The sequence below is a fragment of the Streptomyces cinnamoneus genome (assembly GCF_002939475.1).
GTDB lineage: Bacteria > Actinomycetota > Actinomycetes > Streptomycetales > Streptomycetaceae > Streptomyces > Streptomyces cinnamoneus_A.
This window is the reverse complement of the sequence record NZ_PKFQ01000001.1, coordinates 2,832,452-2,850,934: the sequence shown is the minus strand read 5'-3', so window position 1 is coordinate 2,850,934 and position 18,483 is coordinate 2,832,452. Positions and strand designations below refer to the sequence as shown.

Annotated in this window: 14 protein-coding genes and 1 tRNA gene; 6 read left to right on the top strand and 9 right to left on the bottom strand. The window is 72.2% G+C overall.

Translation table 11 applies throughout. The annotated features are described in order from the left end of the window. Positions 1-6: 6 nt before the first annotated feature. From pth to CYQ11_RS12175, 6 genes are all read right to left on the bottom strand, one after another. Entirely contained in the window at positions 7-597 is a 591-nt protein-coding gene (pth, locus tag CYQ11_RS12200; protein WP_099199606.1) for an aminoacyl-tRNA hydrolase, read from the bottom strand. Positions 598-728: 131 nt separating this feature from the next. Next, positions 729-1,292 (bottom strand): 50S ribosomal protein L25/general stress protein Ctc, encoded by a 564-nt coding sequence (locus CYQ11_RS12195; RefSeq protein WP_099199607.1) that lies wholly within the window; start codon positions 1,290-1,292, stop codon positions 729-731. Positions 1,293-1,497: 205 nt separating this feature from the next. Then, entirely contained in the window at positions 1,498-2,475 is a 978-nt protein-coding gene (locus tag CYQ11_RS12190; protein WP_099199608.1) for a ribose-phosphate diphosphokinase, read from the bottom strand. Between the two features lie 73 nt (positions 2,476-2,548). After that, on the bottom strand, positions 2,549-4,003 hold the full coding sequence (gene glmU, locus CYQ11_RS12185; protein ID WP_099199728.1) for a bifunctional UDP-N-acetylglucosamine diphosphorylase/glucosamine-1-phosphate N-acetyltransferase GlmU: 1,455 nt from the start codon (positions 4,001-4,003) through the stop codon (positions 2,549-2,551). A 118-nt stretch (positions 4,004-4,121) separates the two neighbouring features. Continuing rightward, positions 4,122-4,194: transfer RNA gene (locus CYQ11_RS12180), tRNA-Gln, on the bottom strand. Positions 4,195-4,217: 23 nt separating this feature from the next. Further along, the gene (locus CYQ11_RS12175; protein ID WP_099199729.1) at positions 4,218-4,898 is read right to left on the bottom strand and encodes a hypothetical protein; all 681 of its coding nucleotides are present in this window, start codon (positions 4,896-4,898) and stop codon (positions 4,218-4,220) included. A 155-nt stretch (positions 4,899-5,053) separates the two neighbouring features. On the opposite strand from CYQ11_RS12175, the gene CYQ11_RS12170 reads away from it, so the two are divergent. Continuing rightward, positions 5,054-6,415, top strand: a complete 1,362-nt coding sequence (locus CYQ11_RS12170) for a sensor histidine kinase (RefSeq protein ID WP_104650987.1) — start codon at positions 5,054-5,056, stop codon at positions 6,413-6,415. 45 nt (positions 6,416-6,460) lie between these two features. On the opposite strand, the gene CYQ11_RS12165 is transcribed toward CYQ11_RS12170, so the two are convergent. Further along, positions 6,461-6,970: an SUKH-3 domain-containing protein gene (locus tag CYQ11_RS12165; RefSeq protein ID WP_099199609.1), complete on the bottom strand. Its 510-nt coding sequence runs from the start codon at positions 6,968-6,970 to the stop codon at positions 6,461-6,463. Positions 6,971-6,980: 10 nt separating this feature from the next. Continuing rightward, on the bottom strand, positions 6,981-7,520 hold the full coding sequence (locus CYQ11_RS12160) for a YwqJ-related putative deaminase (RefSeq protein WP_099199610.1): 540 nt from the start codon (positions 7,518-7,520) through the stop codon (positions 6,981-6,983). A gap of 339 nt (positions 7,521-7,859) precedes the next feature. Between CYQ11_RS12160 and CYQ11_RS12155 the strand changes: the two genes are divergently transcribed. The 3 genes from CYQ11_RS12155 to CYQ11_RS12145 all read left to right on the top strand — a co-directional run bounded on the left by CYQ11_RS12155 (position 7,860) and on the right by CYQ11_RS12145 (position 12,656). Then, positions 7,860-8,837, top strand: coding sequence for an HNH endonuclease (locus CYQ11_RS12155; protein WP_099199611.1), 978 nt, complete (start codon positions 7,860-7,862; stop codon positions 8,835-8,837). 7 nt (positions 8,838-8,844) lie between these two features. Continuing rightward, complete coding sequence (locus CYQ11_RS12150; protein ID WP_099199612.1) at positions 8,845-11,607, top strand: SUKH-4 family immunity protein; 2,763 nt, start codon at positions 8,845-8,847, stop codon at positions 11,605-11,607. Between the two features lie 149 nt (positions 11,608-11,756). Continuing rightward, the gene (locus tag CYQ11_RS12145; RefSeq protein WP_181143645.1) at positions 11,757-12,656 is read left to right on the top strand and encodes a coiled-coil domain-containing protein; all 900 of its coding nucleotides are present in this window, start codon (positions 11,757-11,759) and stop codon (positions 12,654-12,656) included. Between the two features lie 84 nt (positions 12,657-12,740). Here CYQ11_RS12145 and CYQ11_RS12140 read toward each other — a convergent pair whose 3' ends face one another. Next, the gene (locus CYQ11_RS12140) at positions 12,741-14,540 is read right to left on the bottom strand and encodes a lytic murein transglycosylase (RefSeq protein ID WP_240003425.1); all 1,800 of its coding nucleotides are present in this window, start codon (positions 14,538-14,540) and stop codon (positions 12,741-12,743) included. Positions 14,541-14,994: 454 nt separating this feature from the next. On the opposite strand from CYQ11_RS12140, the gene CYQ11_RS12135 reads away from it, so the two are divergent. Further along, positions 14,995-15,783 carry an ABC transporter ATP-binding protein gene (locus CYQ11_RS12135; RefSeq protein WP_099199614.1) on the top strand — a complete coding sequence of 263 codons (789 nt, stop codon included), beginning with the start codon at positions 14,995-14,997 and terminating at the stop codon, positions 15,781-15,783. Continuing rightward, positions 15,780-18,344 (top strand): ABC transporter permease, encoded by a 2,565-nt coding sequence (locus tag CYQ11_RS12130; protein WP_099199615.1) that lies wholly within the window; start codon positions 15,780-15,782, stop codon positions 18,342-18,344. The genes CYQ11_RS12135 and CYQ11_RS12130 overlap by 4 nt, the downstream gene beginning before the upstream one ends. Positions 18,345-18,483 lie beyond the last annotated feature (139 nt).

The window sequence follows — 18,483 nt, the reverse complement described above, 5'->3', positions numbered from 1 at the left end:
CACGCGTCAGGAGTTGTACGTGCCCTGCGCACGCTCCAGACCGTCCACGATCAGCGACTCCACGGCGTCCGCCGCCCGGTCGACCTGATAGTCCAGCTCCTTGCGCTCCACGGACGAGAAGTCCTTCAGCACGAAATCCGCCACCTGCATCCGCCCCGGCGGCCGCCCGATACCGAACCGCACCCGGCAGTAGTCCGGCCCCAGCGACTTCGTGATCGACTTCAGACCGTTGTGGCCGTTGTCCCCACCACCCAGCTTCAGCCGCAACATCCCGTAGTCGATGTCCAGCTCGTCGTGAACGACGACGATCCGTTCCACCGGCACCTTGTAGAAGTCACGCAACGCCGTCGTCGGCCCACCCGACAGGTTCATGAACGACATCGGCTTCGCCACCACCACCCGCCGGCTGGAAGGCCCCGGAGCACCCAGACGGCCCTCCACGACCTGCGCCCGCGCCTTGTGCGCCTTGAACTTCGCCCGCATCCGCTCCGCCAGCAGGTCCGCGACCATGAAGCCCACGTTGTGGCGATTGGCCGCGTACTCGCCGCCCGGGTTGCCCAGGCCCACGATCAGCCAGGGGCTGGACTCGTCCGTCATCCGCATGTCTCCTTCACAAGCCGACCGCCGCCCGGCTCCAGTGGAGCAGGACGGCGGTCGGAAAGAAAATCGAGGGACACCCCCGGGGGAACAGCGAGAACCCCCACGGAAAACCCTCACCGGGCCAAGGCTCAGGCCTCGGCGCCCTCAGCCTCGACCTGGCCGGCCACGACGTGCAGCACGACGGTCTCGGCCTCGACGGCCAGCTCGACACCGGCCGGCAGGACGACGTCCTTGGCCAGCACGGAGGCACCGGCGTCCAGGCCCGCGATGGAGACGGTGACGGCCTCGGGGATGTGGGTGGCCTCGGCCTCGACCGGCAGAGCGGTCAGGGTGTGCTCGAGCAGGTTGCCACCCGGGGCCAGGTCGCCCTCGGTCTGGACCGGGATCTCGACGGTGACCTTCTCGCCGCGCTTCACGACGAGCAGGTCGACGTGCTCCAGGAAGCCCTTGAGGGCGTCACGCTGGACCTGCTTGGGGATGACGAGCTCGTTGCGGCCCTCGATGTCCAGGGAGAGCAGGACGTTCGGGGTCTTCAGCGCCATCATCAGGTCGTGGCCCGGCAGGGACACGTGAACCGGCTCGCCACCGTGGCCGTAGACGACGGCCGGAACCTGGTGGGCGCGGCGGATACGGCGGGCGGCGCCCTTGCCGAAGTCCGTACGGACGGCAGCGGCGAGCTTGACCTCAGACATGGTGCACTCCTCGTGAACAGTTGCGGTGGACGGTTACCCGGCCCACGACAGGCCTGCTACGAAGAGCGCGTCGATAACGGACCGCCGCACAACAGTGCGGCCTCCCTCGCCGAGCAACTCAAGGAGTCTACCCGGCGGGGAGGCCGCCCAGAAATCGATCAGCGCGACCGCATGATCGTTACAGCAGTCGCCCCGGGCCGAACCGTCAGCCCAGCTCGTCGAAGAGGCTCGTCACCGAACCGTCCTCGAAGACCTCACGCACCGCACGAGCGATCGTCGGCGCGATCGACAGCACCGTGATCTTGTCGAGCTCCAGCTCGTTCGGCGTGGGCAGCGTGTTCGTGAAGACGAACTCACTCACCTTGGAGTTCTTCAGACGGTCCGCGGCCGGACCGGAGAGCACACCGTGCGTGGCGGTCACGATGACGTCCGCGGCCCCGTGCGCGAAGAGCGCGTCGGCGGCGGCGCAGATCGTGCCACCCGTGTCGATCATGTCGTCGACGAGCACACAGACGCGGCCCTTGACGTCACCCACGACCTCGTGCACCGTCACCTGGTTCGCCACGTCCTTGTCACGACGCTTGTGCACGATCGCCAGCGGCGCGCCCAGACGGTCACACCAGCGGTCGGCCACCCGCACACGACCGGCGTCCGGGGAGACCACCGTGAGCTTGTCACGGTCGACCTTGGCACCCACGTAGTCCGCCAGGATCGGCAGCGCGAACAGATGGTCCACCGGACCGTCGAAGAAGCCCTGGATCTGGTCGGTGTGCAGGTCCACCGTGAGAAGGCGGTCGGCGCCGGCCGTCTTCATCAGGTCCGCGATCAGACGGGCCGAGATGGGCTCGCGGCCGCGGTGCTTCTTGTCCTGACGGGCATAGCCGTAGAAGGGCAGGATCACGGTGATGCTCCGCGCGGAGGCGCGCTTCAGAGCATCGATCATGATGAGCTGCTCCATGACCCACTTGTTGATGGGGGCCGTGTGGCTCTGCATCAGGAAGCAGTCCGCGCCACGCGCCGACTCCTGGAAACGGACGTAGATCTCACCGTTCGCGAAGTCGAAGGCCTTGGTCGGGACCAGGCCGACGCCCAGCTGGTGCGCGACCTCCTCGGCAAGCTCGGGGTGGGCGCGGCCGGAGAAGAGCATCAGCTTCTTCTCGCCGGTCGTCTTGATCCCGGTCACAGCACAGTCTCCTTGGATGTCGCTTTGTGTGCGCTTATCACGGTACGCCCCGCACGGCGTGCCAGTGTCACGGTCACTGCTCGCCGTCGGGGTCCCGACGAGCAGCGGAAGCAGCCTGAGCGGCCGCACTTCCCGGGCGCTTGCGCGCCACCCAACCCTCGATATTCCGCTGCTGGCCACGGGCGACAGCCAGCGAACCCGGGGGCACATCCTTGGTGATGACCGAGCCCGCGGCGGTGTAGGCGCCGTCCCCGATCGTGACAGGAGCCACAAACATGTTGTCGGATCCAGTGCGGCAGTGCGAGCCGATCGTCGTGTGGTGCTTGTTCACACCGTCGTAGTTCACGAAGACGCTCGCCGCGCCGATGTTGCTGTACTCACCGATCGTCGCGTCACCCACGTACGACAGGTGCGGCACCTTGGTGCCCTCGCCGATCTCGGCGTTCTTCATCTCCACGTACGCCCCGGCCTTGGACTTCGGACCGAGCCTGGTCCCCGGCCGCAGATAGGCGTACGGACCCACGGACGCGCCCTCACCGATCAGGGCCGAGTCCGCGACGGTGTTGTCGACACGGGCACCCGCACCCACGGCCGTGTCCTTCAGGCGCGTGTTCGGACCGACCTCGGAACCCGTCGCCAGATGCGTCGCCCCCAGCAGCTGCGTGCCCGGCTGCACCAGCGCGTCCGGCTCGAACGTCACCGTCACGTCGACCCACGTCGTCGCCGGGTCCACCACCGTCACGCCGCTCATCATCGCCGCGTGCAGCAGCCGCTCGTTCAGCAGCCTGCGGGCCTCGGCGAGCTGCACCCGGTTGTTGATCCCCAGGATCTCCCGGTGATCACCGGCCACGGCCGCGCCCACACGGTGCCCCGCCTCACGCAGGATGCCGAGGACGTCCGTCAGGTACTCCTCGCCCTGGCTGTTGTCCGTACGGACCTTGCCGAGCGCGTCCGTCAGCAGCTGGGCGTCGAACGCGAACACCCCGGAGTTGATCTCACGGATCGCGCGCTGCGCGTCGCTGGCGTCCTTGTGCTCGACGATCGCCGTCACGGCGCCGTCGTCGTCGCGGACGATGCGCCCGTAGCCCGTGGAGTCCGGCACCTCGGCCGTCAGCACGGTCACGGCGTTGCCGTCGGCGGCGTGGGTGCCGGCGAGCCGCTCCAGCGTCTCCCCGGTCAGCAGTGGGGTGTCGCCGCAGACGACGACCACGGTGCCGTCGAGCGCGATGCCGCTGTTCGACAGCTCCTCAAGGCCCATGCGGACGGCGTGACCGGTGCCGTTCTGCTCGTACTGGACGGCGGTGCGGACGCCGGGGTCGATCGCGGCGAGGTGCGCGGAGACCTGCTCGCGGGCGTGCCCGACGATGACGACGAGGTGCTCCGGACCGAGCTCACGGGCGGCGGCGACGACGTGCCCGACGAGGGAGCGGCCGCAGATCTCGTGCAGGACCTTGGGGGTCGCCGACTTCATGCGGGTGCCCTCACCCGCTGCGAGGACGACGACGGCTGCCGGGCGGTTGGCGCTCACGGGTGTGCCCTTCGGCTTCGAGGGGGTGGACACCCGCAGGATACCGGGGCGTAAGAGGGGTGAAACGCGCGCGGGTCCTGACCTGGGAGGTCAGGACCCGGTGAATGCGGACTTCAAGCTCCGCCGCCAGGACTCGAACCCGGACCGAAGAGCACCAAAAGCTCCCGTGCTGCCAATTACACTACGGCGGATAGCAGGCCAAAACGGACGATCTCTAGATCGTCGTCTCGACCCCCACCACTATGCCGTACCACCAGCCTTCGATGCGACGGTACAAGTCGGCACTTCTCAGGACGTCGACGACGAGGCAGCCGTAGTAGGTGTCGCCCACGTTCTTGCGGACTGTTCTGGGGTCGTGTTTCTTGAGCGTCGTCTTCTTCAGGGCGGTGACGTCGACGGAGGCCAGGTCCGCCCAGAACCTCTCGGCCCGGCCGACGTCGGCGCTCTCGTGGATCATGACGCGGTACTGGATCCGGTCGGGTTCCACGCCGAGGAGCGCCAGCCATGCCAGGTAGACGCGGATCATGCCCGGGTCGCTGTTGACGAAGGTGGCGCGCTCGGCGGGGCGGTGAATCTTGCTCTTCGCCCCCTCCGACCAGTACAGCCCCACCCCCACGAGGAACAGCTCCCGGTCCGTCATCGGGCCGATCTCGTTCGCCGCCTCCAGCTTCGTCTCCATGCGCTTGATCGCTTGCGCCCGCCGGTGCGGCGCCCAGCGGGCCTCGCGCATCGCGTCCAGTTGCTCCGTCGTCTTCCGCGGCTTCGGCAGGTCCCGCACCCACAGTGACACCGAGCTCTTCGACACGCCCAGCTCCGCCACGATCTCGTCGTACGTCCTGCCCGCCCGGCGCAGTTCCCGCGCCCGGGCCCGCATGTCCGTTTTTGCGTGAACCATGGCGTCAGCCTCGCCCCGCACAGCAGGCGGAAGGGCGCATACCTGATCGAATCGCGAGTTCGGGTGAAATGCAGCTGTTGCGCGCGCCTTCGTGGGCCTCTTGTGCTGCCGCGGTCCCCGGAAAAGGGCTGGCGCCCGCCCGTAGTCTGGGTGGTATGACCACAACGGGGGCAATCGCGGACGGCGGCGTGCAGGGTGCGCCGCCGGGGCCGTGGTGGTGGGCGCGGCGGCGGAGCATGGTGCTGGATGTGGTGCTCGCTCTGGTGTCCGCATTGGAGTGTGTGCCGGAGGGTGTGGCGTTCGCGCACGAGGTGGGGTTGCCGGGGGTGCTCGGGGGGCTGGTGGGGGTGCCGGCCGGGGCTTCGCTGGTGTTGCGGCGGCGGTGGCCGATCGCCGTGGTGCTGGTGTCGTTCGCCTTCGTGCCGGCGGAGATGGGTTTCCTGCTGGGTGTCGTGGCGCTGTACACGCTGGCGGCGTCGGAGGTGCCGCGGCGGATCATCGCGGTGTTGTCGGGGGTTTCGCTGCTGGGGACGCTGATAGTGGCGTTCGCGCGGTTCCACCGGGACATGGCGCAGGACGGTTACCGGCCGGGGTTCTGGCTGATGATCGCCTTCTCGGTGGTGATGGCCCTGGGGATGACGGCGCCGCCGGTGCTGCTGGGGTTGTACGTGGGGGCGAGGCGGCGTCTGGTGGAGAGTCTGCGGGAGCGGGCCGACGGTCTGGAGCGGGAGTTGTCGCTGCTGGCCGAGCGGGCGGAGGAGCGGGCGGAGTGGGCGCGTAACGAGGAGCGGACCCGGATCGCGCGGGAGATGCACGACGTGGTGGCGCACCGGGTGTCGCTGATGGTGGTGCATGCGGCGGCGTTGCAGGCGGTGGCGTTGAAGGATCCGGAGAAGGCGGTGAAGAACGCGGCGTTGGTCGGGGACATGGGCCGGCAGGCGTTGACGGAGCTGCGGGAGATGCTGGGGGTGTTGCGGACGACGCCGTCCGTGGCGGTGGCGCCGTCGTCCTCGCCGGGTGGGCAGGGCAGTGCGGCGTCGGAGCGGTTGGCGGCGGTGGCTTCGGCGGCGTCGGCTCGGGTGGCGGCTTCGGTGGACGGTGCGGTGGGGGATGCGGGGGACGGTCCGTGTCTGGACGGGTTGACGGATCTTGTGGGGCAGTCGCAGGCGGCCGGGATGGTGGTGGAGCTGTCCGTGGAGGGTGCGGAGCGGGCGTATGGGCCGGGGGTGGAGCAGACGGCGTACCGGGTGGTGCAGGAGGCGTTGACGAACGTCCACAAGCACGCTCCGGGTGCGAAGGCGGTCGTTCGGCTGGCGCACCGGGACGGTGAGGTGGCGTTGCAGGTGGAGAACGGGCCTTCGGATGTGGCGGAGGGCGCGGGGCCGGGGTTGCCGAGTGGTGGCAACGGTCTGGTGGGGATGAAGGAGCGGGTTGTGGCGTTGGGTGGGGTGTTTGTGTCGGGGCCGACGGATGCGGGGGGTTTCCGGGTGTCGGCGGTGATTCCGGCGGCGGCGTAGCGGCCGGGTGGTGCGGGGCCGGGGGCGGTGTGGGCCGTGCTCGGGTCAGCGGGCGGTGGCGCCTGCGGTGAGGCGGGCGGGGCGGATTCCGGTGACGAGGGTGCCGATGGCGTGGTCGATGTCGGAGCCGAGGTACCAGTCGCCGGTGTGGTCGAGGCTGTAGACGCGGCCGTGGGCGTCGATGACGAGGAGGGCCTGGCCGTCGAGTTCCTGGCCGAGGGGGCAGACCTCGGTGCCCAGTGCGCGGCCGAGGTCGGCGACGGTGCGGGCGAGGTGGAGGCCGTGCAGGGGGTCGATGCCGAAGGGGGTGGGGGCGATGTGCCGGCCGGGGCCGGGCGGGATGATGCGCAGTCCGCCGAATTCGGCCCATGCCTCGACGGCGGCGGGGAAGACGGTGTGGCGGTGGCCGGCGGGGGAGACGTGGGCGCGGAGGGTGTCGGCCCAGTTCTCGGCGGCTTTGATGTCCCAGCGTCCGGGTTGCCAGCCGGCTTCGCGCAGGGCGGCGTCGACGGCGACGGGGAAGCGGGTGGCGGCGGTGCGGTCGAATGCGCGCATGGTGGGGTGGTCAGTTCCTGCCGGTGGTCGGGGCGGCGGGGTCGACGGGGCGTACGCCGAAATGGGCGAGGAGTGCGGTGCAGGAGCGGCAGGGCGGGGCGTAGGCGCCGTGCCGGGGGTCGCCGTCCTCGCGGATGTGGCGGGCGGTCAGCTTGGCTTGCTTGAGTGCGCGGCGGGCTTCGCCGTGGGTGAGGGGTTTGCGGGCGGCGCGTTTGCTGCGGCTGGTTTCGTGGCCGGTGAGGTAGCGGGTGAGGAGGACGGCTTCGGGGCAGCGGCCGGTGAAGCGTTCTCGGCGTTCGTTGGTGAGGGTGTCGAGGAAGTCCTGGACCAGGGGGTGGAGCCTGGGCGGTTGCTCGGATTTGCCCGCTGTGCAGGTGAGGGTTTCGCCGCGGACGGACAGGGCGGCGGCCACCGCGGGCAGGATGCCGTCGCGGCGGTGCAGCAGGACCGGCGGTCTCTCGGCGTCCTCGGTGGAGCTCCAGGTGAGCCGGGGGTCGCCGGGCACCGGGCCGTCCGTTTGGCCCGTGTGCCGGTCCTGAGTCGTGTGCATGGTGGTTCTTCCCTCCCGTGCAATCCCCCTGTTGCGGGGATCAGCCTGCCAAATGGGATGGCGGCTGTGAAAGGCAGGGCGGCGTTGCGCGTGTCTGTTGAGTCGTTTGGTGTTCTTGTGGCGTTCCTGGGTTCGTGAGTGACCGGTTGGGTGACGGCCGCCCGTGTGGGGGTGGCGGGGGCGGCCCCGGGAGGCCGTGGCCGCAGGATGATCGATCCCGCCTCGTACGCATTTGCAAGCATCCGCGTGAGGGGTCCCGCGACGGCGGCAGGCCCTCGTCTTGCGGCACCGCATAGGCTGTCGCCACGCAGGAGACACAGTCAGCAGGGGGCTTCCGCCATGACGACAGGTCGGCTCGGGCAGCAGGCCGCGCCACCGAACGCGGCCTACGCCGGGCAGGTCGTGCACTTCCCGGACCCGGTCCGGCGCAGCCGCTATCCCAAGGGTGTGCGGATCGACGACGAGGGCTTCCCGGACTTCTCGCCCTACGCGCGCGCGGCGGCGGAGATCGCCGAGCCGCCGGAGGGCTTCGGCGTCGACGAGCTGAGGCTGACCGACTACGTGTCGGCCAACGCCGCGCAGCACGCCGCCGGGCACGAGCTGTGGGCGAGCCTGCCGGTGGTGGCGACGCCGCACGGCTGGACGTGGCACCACGTCGCCCGGACGCGCCGGCTGGAGCTGGTCCCCGCCGAGGTCAAGGCGCTGCTGCGGCACCACGCCGGGCTCGCCACGGCCGCCGTGGCGCAGGACAAGCGCGGTACGCGGCCGCTCCAGGAGACCCGGCCGGTGCACTTCGCGCTGCCCCAGCGGGACCTGGCGGTGACGGAGGAGCAGGTGCAGGGCGTCGAGGAGGACCTCGGCTACCGGCTGCCCGGCGCCTACCGGGCGTTCCTGAAGGCGGCCGGCGGCTGTGCGCCGGTGGGCGCGGCGCTGGACGCGGAGCTGGGGCTGCTGGTCGACCAGCCGCTGTTCACGGTGCGCGACGAGGCGGCGGTCAACGACCTCGTCTACGTCAACAAGTGTCTGCGCGACCACTTCACCAAGGACTACCTGGGCGTGGGCTTCGTCCAGGGCGGTGTGCTGGCGGTCAAGGTCAAGGGCGAGGCGGTCGGGTCGGTCTGGTTCTGCCCGTACGACGACGCCCGCGACCGGGACGGCTGGACGGTGCAGGACCGGGTGGAGCGGCTGCTGCTGCCCTGTGGTGAGGACTTCGACGCGTTCCTGTCGCGTCTGGCGGGCGGTCCGCCGGAGCTGGAGACCGTGGCGAACCTGATGGTGGACGGCGGCTTCGCGCACGTCGTCCCGGTGGAGGGATGAGCGCGCGATGGTGACGTTCGCGCAGGCGCAGGAGCGCGCGGAACGCTGGGTCAACGCCGATGTGCCGGCCTACCTCCAACGCGAGGTGCGGGTGCGGGAGTTCGACCTGGGCTTCGTCTGCTGGGCGGAGGACCGCGAGAACGGCCCCACGGGCGACGGCGGCCGGGTGCGGCTGGTCATCGCGCGGGACAGCGGCGAGACGACGCTGTGGCCGGGGCTGCCGGTGGGTGAGGTCATCCGCCGGTACGAGGAGGAGTACGCGGCCGTGGACGAGCCGGAACCGGCGGTGGCCGACGAACCGCCGCGGCGGGTGGACCTGAACCAGACGTCGTTCCTGCTCAGCCCTCCGCAGTGGCTGCAGGACGCGGCGGACGCGATGGGGATCCCGGACCGCAGGCAGGAGCCGGACACGGCGCCCACGCCCACGCCCGCGCCAGCCCCGGCCCCGGAGCCCGAGGACGCGCCCGCGGCGCCGGCGGAATCGCCGGACACCGCCGCGGCGGCAGCCCCGGCAGCGCCCGCTCCCGCGACGCCCGCTCCGGCAGCGTCTGCTCCTGCGGTGCCCTCCGCCGAGCCCGCGCCCGAGCCGCCGGCCGGGCCGTGGGCGGGTGCGGACGTGGCGGATCCGGCGGCGGACGCCGACGCGGTGCCGTCTCCCGAGCCCTGGGCGGGCGCGGACGTGTCGGCGGACGACGACCACGCGGTCGGCCTGCCCGCGACCGTGCTGGCGCCGGCGCTCTCGGGCTCGGACCTCGACGACACCCCGCCGCCGGGCGTCCGCCCGGACGCCAAGACCACCCTCATGCCGCAGGGCAGCGCCCTGCCGCGCACGACGATCGCCCCGGCGCTCGAGGACCCGGCCGCACCGGGCGCCTCCCAGGGCGGGTACGTGCGCACGCGGATGGTCTCCCAGCTGGACGAGGCCAGCCTCGGCGCGGGCGTCCCGCCCGCCCCGGCCACCCCGCCGGGCGCCCCCGGCCAGTCCGCGCCCGGCGGCCCCGGCGCGCAGCACCCCGCCCCGGGCATGCCGCCGGCCGGCCCCGGCGGGCCTGCTGCTCCGGGTGTGCCTCCGGCGCCGGGTGCCCCTGCCGCTCCGGGTGTGCCTCCGGCCGGCCCGGGTGCTCCCGCCGCTCCCGGTGTCCCGCCGGTACCGGGTGCCCCTGCTGCCCCCGGCGTCCCCCCGGCCCCGGGTGCGCCCGGGATGCCGGGTGCTCCGGGCCAGCCGGGGGCCACTGGTGCGCCTGGGGTTCCGGGTGCTCCGGGTGCCGGTGTGCCCCACGCTCCGGGTGCCCCCGGGGCTCCGGGTCAGCCGGGCGTGCCCGCCGGTCCGGGTGCCGTCGGCCCCGGTGTGCCTCCCGCCCCTGGAACTCCTGGCGCCCCGGGCCAGCCGCCCGTACCGGGCGCCCCCGGCGCACCCGCGGCGCCTCAGGCCCCCGGTCACCCGGGTGTCCCCGCTGCCCCGGGTACTCCGCCCGGTGGTGTGCACGCGGCGGCCACCATGCTGGCGAGCCCCGGTGCGCCCGGCGCCCCGCAGGCCCCCGGTGTGCCCCACGCCCCGGGTGCACCCGGCGCCCCGGGCCAGCCGCCCGTACCGGGCGCCCCCGGTGCGCCCGCCGCGCCCCAGGCCCCCGGTCACCCGGGCGCCCCCGCTGCCCCGGGTACTCCGCCCGGTGGTGTGCACGCGGCGGCCACCATGCTGGCGAGCCCCGGCGCGCCCGCTCCCGTCGGCCCCCCGCCGGGCGCGCCGCAGGGCTACGGCTATCCGCCGGCCGCGCCCACCGGTGTCCCCACCGTGGGGCCCGGCTACATGGCCGTCCTGCGCTACCGGGCCCAGGACGGGTCCGAGCAGCAGATCATCCGGCGCAGCGCGCCCGGTACGCCGCATCCCGAGTGGCAGATCCTGCACGAGCTGCGGGCGATGAACGTGCCGCCGCAGCAAGTGCTCGAACTGCACACCGAGTTGGAGTCGTGCGACCTGCCGGGCGGGTACTGCGCGCGGATGATCCGCGAGACGTGGCCGCAGGTGAGGATCAGCCACACCGCCGGGTACGGCCGTGACCACGCCACCCGCCAGCAGGGCGTCCGGCACCTCGTGGAGCACCAGGGCGAGCTGCACCAGGTGGCGGACGGGCCCGCGCGGCCCGCGCCGAACCGGGTGCCGGTGCCGCATCCGAGCCAGGTGCGGCCGGCGCCGCCGGTCGGGCCGGACGTGGTCGGGCGGGAGCTGGCCGAGGCCTTCGGGCCGCAGGGCGTGTTCCGGTTCGACCAGCGGGCCGTGTCGCGGCAGGGCGTTCCGGACGTCGTCGCGCAGACGCTCGTGTGGGCGGGGCTGCCGGCCGACTTCGGGCCGTTCTTCTGGGGGCAGACCCAGCCGGGCCGTCCGGTGCCGACGCTGGCGGAGCTGGCGGCGGAGCGCGGGGTGCGCCCGGCGGCGGACGCCGGTTCGTACCTGGTCATGGGCAGTGACTACGGACGTCAGCTGTGTGTGCAGTACGGCACGGCGCACATCGTGGCCGTACCGCTGGAGGCGGGGCCGGACGGCCAGCCCGTGCCGCCGCAGTTCGTCAACACGAGCCTTCCCCAGTTCGTACGCTCTTTGGCGCTGCTCGGCAAGATGTGGCGGTGGCGCTACGGGCTGACACCGGAGCAGGCCGGGCGCTGGACCGTGGACTTTCAGGAGCAGTTGGCCGCGCTGGACCCGGCGGCGCTGTCGTCGCCGGAGAACTGGTGGGCGGTGCTGCTGGAGCAGATGTGGGACGGTCTCTTCTAGCGGCCGGTCGGCTACGGACAAGCGCGGACGGCGCCGGGCGGTGTGCCCGGCGCCGCGGAGTGTCGCGTCATGGGCACTTCGTTCGTCCGGGAATGATGGACGCCGGACCGTGTCGCATACCGGATTTCCGGATATAAGGGGCTACAAGGATGAGTTCATCGGTGTCTCCTGACGGTTTCGCTGTCGTCCGAGGCCGCGGCTACCGGCCGGAGCAGGTCGACCGCGCGGTGGCGGAGTTCGCCCGCCAGCGGGATACCGCCTGGGAGCGGGCGGCGCGGCTCACCGTGCTCGCGCGCGAGATGGAGGACGAGGGACGGCGCCTTGAGCAGGTCGTGGCGAAGCTTCCTCCGCAGACCTACGAGACGCTCGGTCCCCGGGCGCAGGGGCTCGTGACGACGGCCGAGCTGGAGGCGGCGGGGCTGCGGGAGCGCGCCGAGGCCGAGGCGGCGGAGGTGCAGGAGTCCGCCGCGGCGTACGGGCGTGAGCTGCGGGAGGCGGCGCACGAGTACGCGGTGGCGGTGCGGGCCGAGGCGGAGGAGTGGGCGCGGCAGGCGCAGCTGGCCGCCCAGACCGTGGCCGACGATCTGCGTACGACGGTGCGGCAGGAGACCAAGAAGCGGCGTGAGGAGTCGCTGGCGGCGCTGAAGGAGATGCGTCAGCACACCGCGATGATCCTGGCCGAGCAGGAGAAGGAGCAGGCCGAGCGGTGGGACGTCGCGGGCCGTGAGATCGCGGAGCGCGAGGCGGCGATGGACGCGCGCGTGGCGGCGCTGGAGGAGTACGCGCGCACGGCGCTGGGTGAGGCGCGGCGGCGGTACGCGGACACCGAGGAGGCGGCCCGGCACGGGCAGGAGGACGCCGAGGCGCAGGCGGCCGCGGTGATCGCGCAGGCGCGGGTGCGTGAGGAGCGGATCGCGCGGGACACCGAGCGGGTGCTGCGGGAGCACGAGGAGCGGCGTGAGGAGCTGCGTTCGCACATGGCGCACGTGCGGCACAGCCTGGCGGCGCTGACGGGCAAGCCGGTGGCGGAGGACGCGGGCGCGGACTGACGTCGCGCGCCCTCGGCGGTGGCGTGCGGGACGCCGCGGCCGTCCTGCCCGCCCCCCGGGGGGAACGGGCAGGACCGCGGTTGCCTACGTGGCCGGCTTCTGCGGGGCGGCCGGGGTCTCGACGGTCAGCGTGAGGGTGCGGGTGACGCCGTCCTCGGTGGTGAGTTTGAGGATGAACGTCCCGGTCTGCCCGTCGGTGTACAGGGCGGGCAGGGTGACCAGTCCGTTCTCGTCGGTCTTGGCGAGGGTGAACGTGCGCCGCGGCTTGCCGTCGGCGTCCTTGACGTACGGGCCGGTCTTGGCCGGGGTCTTGCCGTCGGCGTCGAGCACGGTGGCCGTGATCACGGTGCCGGCGACGGGCTGCTTCGCGGCGAGCGCCTTGAGCTGGATCTTCTTGGTGAAGGAGCTGTTGGGTGCGGCCTTGAGGGGGCTCTCGTCCACCGGCGTGATCGTGTCGGCGTGCGGGGCGGGGGCGGCCTTGACGGTGGCGGCGTAGTCGACGGGGGCGATCTTCGCGCCGTCCTTGCCCTCGACCATGGCGCGCACGGTGAACGTGCCGGGCTTGTCGCCGGCCAGGAGCTTGGGTGCGGTGGCGGTGCCGTCCTTGCCGGTGCGGACGAGGGCGGTGCGCTGGTCGTCGGGGAAGCGGGCGCCGGTCTCCAGGCCGATGACCTCGAAGCGGACGACGGTGCCGTCGGGTGCGGGCTTGCCGTCGCGGTCGAGGGCCCGTACGCGCGGCTGCTGGGTGAAGGTCTCGCCCGCCGTGGCCTCCAGCTTGTCGTCGCCCACGCGGTCGAGGCGGGTGACGGGGGCCGGGGGCTTGGGCTTGGTGTCGCTGCCGTTGTCGCCGCCGCCCGGCTTGTTCGGCTTGCCGGAATCGCCGGGATTGGTCGGCTTGTTGGGCTCGGTGGGCTTGCCGGAGCCGCCGGGGGTGCCGGGCTTGGGCCGCTGGCCGGACTGGCTCGGCTTGCCGCTTTCCGAGGGCTTCGACGTGCCGGGGTGGCCGGTGGAACCGGAGTTGCCGGTTCCGCTGCCGCCGCCCGGCTGGGACGGCGTGGGGCTCGCGCCCGGGTTGTAGGGGGCGCCCGCCGTGGGGTCGGGCAGGACGCTGACGCTCCCGCCCTCGTACGTGCGCGCCCAGGCGAGCACGGCCTTCACGTACTCGCGGGAGTTGTTGTAGCTGAGGATCGCCTTGTCGAGGTCGGACGCCCGGGTCAGGTCCCTGTTGTAGGAGCACAGGTAACCGGCCGTGGCCGCGGCGGCGTCGAAGATGTTGTTGGGGTCCTGGACGCCGTCGCCGTTGCCGTCGGCACCCGAGGTCTGCCACGTGGAGGGGATGAACTGGGTGGGGCCGACCGCGCGGTCGTACTCCTTGTCGCCGTCCCAGCGGCCGCCGTCGGTGTCCGTGATCCTCGCGAACTCGCCGCCCGTCAGGCGGGGGCCGAGGATGCGGTGCTCCGTCCGGCCGTCGGGGTTCATCCGGCCGCCCAGGGCGCCGTGCTCCGACTCCACCTTGCCGATGCCCGCGACGAGCTGCCAGGGGATGTGGCAGTTCGGGTACTTCTCCTTGGCGATGGTCTCGGCGTTCTTGTAGGCGGCCAGAGCGGTCGCCGGGATGCCGGAGTTCTCGCCGCCGGGCGGCAGTTGGCCGTCGGCGGGCTTGCCGGAGGCGCCGGGCTTGGGCCTGAGGTCGGGGAGGGTGAGGTTGGGGTTGCCGTGCGGGCGGCTCTGCGGGTTGTCGGAGCCGGGCGACGGGTCGCCGCCGCCGACGGCTCTGTGCGGCGGGCTGGCGCCGACCGCGGCCGTGGTGAGGCCGGCCACGAGCAGTGCGGCACACAGTCCCTGGCGGGAGACGCTGGCAGCGCGAGTACGAAGTATCTTCACGGAGGCTGCTTCCTTGGGAGACCGGCGGCCGTGTGAAGGGGGTCGCACGTCAGCCCCCCTCAGCCTGTGATGCGAACACTAATTCTCTCCGGCCCCAATTGTCTTGCCCGGGGCACGGCTTCACGGGCTCTTCGCCAGGCGTTCCCCCGCAGGAGTCGGCGCGTCCGTCGTTGTGCGTACCGCCTGCGTAGCGAACCCCGAGAAGCCGCCGCTGCGCAAGACCGCAACCCCTAGGGGGTCCTCCGTACGTTCTCCTACCCGCGGTTCGTACCCCAGCAGGAGGGAGCACGGCCCCTCGGCTCCGTAGGTTCTTATGGGCGGCCGGGGGGCCGGGGTGGGGCTGTCCCCACCTCGAAGAGACGGACGGGCACCATCGTGGCCGCCGCCCGGCTCCAGCAGGCTTGTCGTCGTACCGGGGCAGGTCGCACACCCAGCGGAAAGAGAGAAGGAAACCGTGGCTACGGCTGTATCGATTCCCAGGACCGGGGGCAGCGGAGGGCGTACGGCCGTCGCGGCGAGGGCCCGGCAGGTCGTCAAGGCGTACGGGTCGGGGGAGACTCGCGTCGTGGCGCTCGACCACGTGGACGTGGACATCGCCCGCGGGCAGTTCACCGCCATCATGGGCCCCTCGGGCTCGGGCAAGTCGACGCTGATGCACTGCCTCGCGGGGCTCGACACCATCACCTCGGGGCAGATATTCATCGACGACACCGAGCTCACCGCGCTCAACGACAAGAAGCTGACGCGGCTGCGGCGGGACCGGATCGGTTTCATCTTCCAGGCGTTCAACCTGCTCCCGACGCTCAACGCCATCGAGAACATCACGCTCCCCATGGACATCGCCGGCCGCAAGCCCGACCGGCAGTGGCTGGAGCGGGTCGTGGAGACCGTGGGCCTGGCCGGGCGGCTGAAGCACCGCCCGAACCAGCTCTCCGGCGGCCAGCAGCAGCGCGTGGCCGTCGCCCGCGCCCTGGCCGCCCGGCCCGAGATCATCTTCGGTGACGAGCCGACCGGCAACCTGGACTCCCGGGCCGGAGCCGAGGTGCTGGGCTTCCTGCGCCGCTCGGTGGACGAGCTGGGCCAGACCATCGTCATGGTGACGCACGACGCCGTCGCCGCCTCCTACGCGGACCGCGTCCTCTACCTCGCGGACGGCCGGATCGTCGACGAGATGTACGCCCCGACCGCCGAAGCGGTCTTCGAGCGGATGAAGCACTTCGACGCGCGGGGCCGGGTGTCGTGACCGTCCTCAAGACCTCCCTGCGCAACTTCCTCGCGCACAAGGGCCGCATGGCGCTCTCCGCCGTCGCGGTCCTGCTGTCGGTGGCCTTCGTCTGCGGGACGCTGGTGTTCACCGACACCATGAACACCACCTTCGACAAGCTCTTCTCCTCCACCGTCTCCGACGTGGGCGTCTCCCCGCAGAAGAACGACGACGCCCAGCAGACCGGCAAACCGCAGACCCTCCCCGCCTCCCTCGGGGGCACCCTCGCCAAGGTGCCGGGCGTCGCCGAGGTCGAGGTCCACGCCACCAACCAGCAGATCACCGTCGCGGACGGCCGGAACAAGAGCCTCAGCCCCGCCTCCGGCGCCCCCACCGTGGGCACCAACTGGAACGAGGGGCAGAAGAAGTCCGTCGAGATCACCAGCGGCCACGAGCCGCACGGCGCGGGCGAGGTCGTCCTCGACTCCGACACCGCCGCCAAGCACGGTGTGAAGCAGGGCGACAAGCTCCGGGTGATCGCCACGCCGGGCGACTTCACCGTGGCCGTCGTCGGCATCGCCACGTACAAGGCCACCAACCCCGGCGCGGCCGTCTTCTACTTCGACACCGCCACCGCCCAGACCAGGCTCCTCGGCAGCGCCGACGAGTACAGCGGCTACGGGCTGACCGCCGCCCCCGGCGTCAGCGACGAGCAGCTGAAGAAGAACGTCACCGCGGCCATCGGCACGGACTACGCCGTGCGCACCGCCGCCGAGACGAAGGCGGAGAACAAGAAGGACATCGGCTCCTTCCTGGACGTGATGAAGTACGCGCTGCTCGGCTTCGCCGGCATCGCCGTGCTCGTCGGCGTCTTCCTCATCGTCAACACCTTCTCCATGCTGGTCGCCCAGCGCACCCGGGAGATCGGCCTGATGCGGGCCATCGGCTCCAGCCGCAAGCAGGTCAACCGGTCGGTGCTGGCCGAGGCGCTGCTGCTGGGCGTCGTCGGATCCGTCCTCGGCATCGGCGGCGGCATCGCGCTGGCCGTGGGACTGATGGAGCTCATGGGCTCCATGGGCATGAAGCTCGACACGTCCGACCTGACCGTCAAGGCCACCACGCCCGTCGTGGGCCTGGCCATCGGCGTCGTCGTCACCGTGCTGGCCGCCTACCTGCCCGCCCGCCGGGCCGGGAAGATCTCCCCGATGGCCGCCCTGCGCGACGCCGGCAACCCCGCCGACGGCAGGGCCGGCAAGGTGCGGGCCGCCCTCGGCCTGCTCCTGACCGGGGCGGGCGGCGCGGCGCTGGTCGCCGCGGCCACGTCCGACAGCGCCGCGGCGGGTTCGGGGATGCTGGGCGTCGGCGTGCTGCTGACGCTGGTCGGCTTCGTGGTCGTCGGCCCGCTGCTGGCCGGCTACGTCGTCCGCGCCGTCAGCGTGGTCGTCCTGCGGCTCTTCGGCCCCGTCGGCCGCCTCGCCGAGCGCAACGCGCTGCGCAACCCGCGGCGTACGGGCGCCACGGGCTCCGCCCTGATGATCGGCCTCGCGCTGGTCGCCGCGCTGTCCGTGGTGGGCTCCTCGATGGTGGCCTCGGCCACGCAACAGCTCGACAAGTCGGTGGGCGCGGACTTCATCATCCAGGCCGAGAACGACAACGCGCTGAGCCCGGCGGTGGTCAAGGCCGTCACCTCGGCCGGCAACGTCGAGCACTTCACCCGCTACACCCACGTGGTCGCGAAGATCACGACTCCCGACGGCAGGACGGCCACCGAGCGGCTCACCGCCGCCGACCCGACCTACGCCGACGACGTGCGGGCCGAGACCGTCCAGGGCAAGCTGGCCGACGCCTACGCCAAGGACGCCATGGCAGTGCCGGAGGGCTACGCCAAGGACCACGGCGTGCGGCTCGGCGACCGGCTGACCGTCGCCATGACCGACGGTCGCACCGCCCGGCTGAAGGTCGCCGCGATCACCTCGGACGACACCAGCATCGACAAGGGCGCGCTGTACACGGGCATCGCCACCGCGGCCAGCTACCTCCCGGCCGACAAGATGCCGCTGACCGGGATGATCCTCGCCAAGGCCGCCGACGGCCGGGCGAAGGAGGCCGCCGCGTCCCTCAAGGCCGCGGTCGCCGACTACCCGCAGATCAAGGTCCGGGACCAGGCCGACTACAAGGAGCTCATCAAGGGCCAGGTCGACCAGCTGCTCAACATGATCTACGGCCTGCTGGCCCTGGCGATCATCGTGGCGGTGCTGGGCGTCGTGAACACCCTGGCCCTGTCGGTCGTCGAGCGGACCCGGGAGATCGGCCTGCTGCGCGCCATCGGCCTCTCCCGCCGCCAGACGCGCCGCATGATCCGCCTGGAGTCGGTGGTCATCGCCCTCTTCGGCGCCCTGCTGGGCCTCGGCCTCGGCATGGCCTGGGGTGCCACCTCCCAGAAGCTGCTGGCCATGGAGGGCCTCGGCGTCCTGGACATCCCCTGGCCGACGATCACCGCGGTCTTCCTCGGCTCCGCCGTGGTGGGTCTGCTGGCCGCGCTCGTCCCGGCCTTCCGGGCGGGACGGATGAACGTCCTGAACGCGATCGCGACGGACTGATCACCCCACCCGCCGGCCGGCCGGCCCGGTCCCGCCACGGGGGTGCGGGACCGGGCCGGCTCGGGTTCCCGGGCGCGGGCGGGGGCGAAGCCCCTCGCCTCCCGGCGGGGCCGGGGCCTGCCCCCGGGAAAAGGAAGGG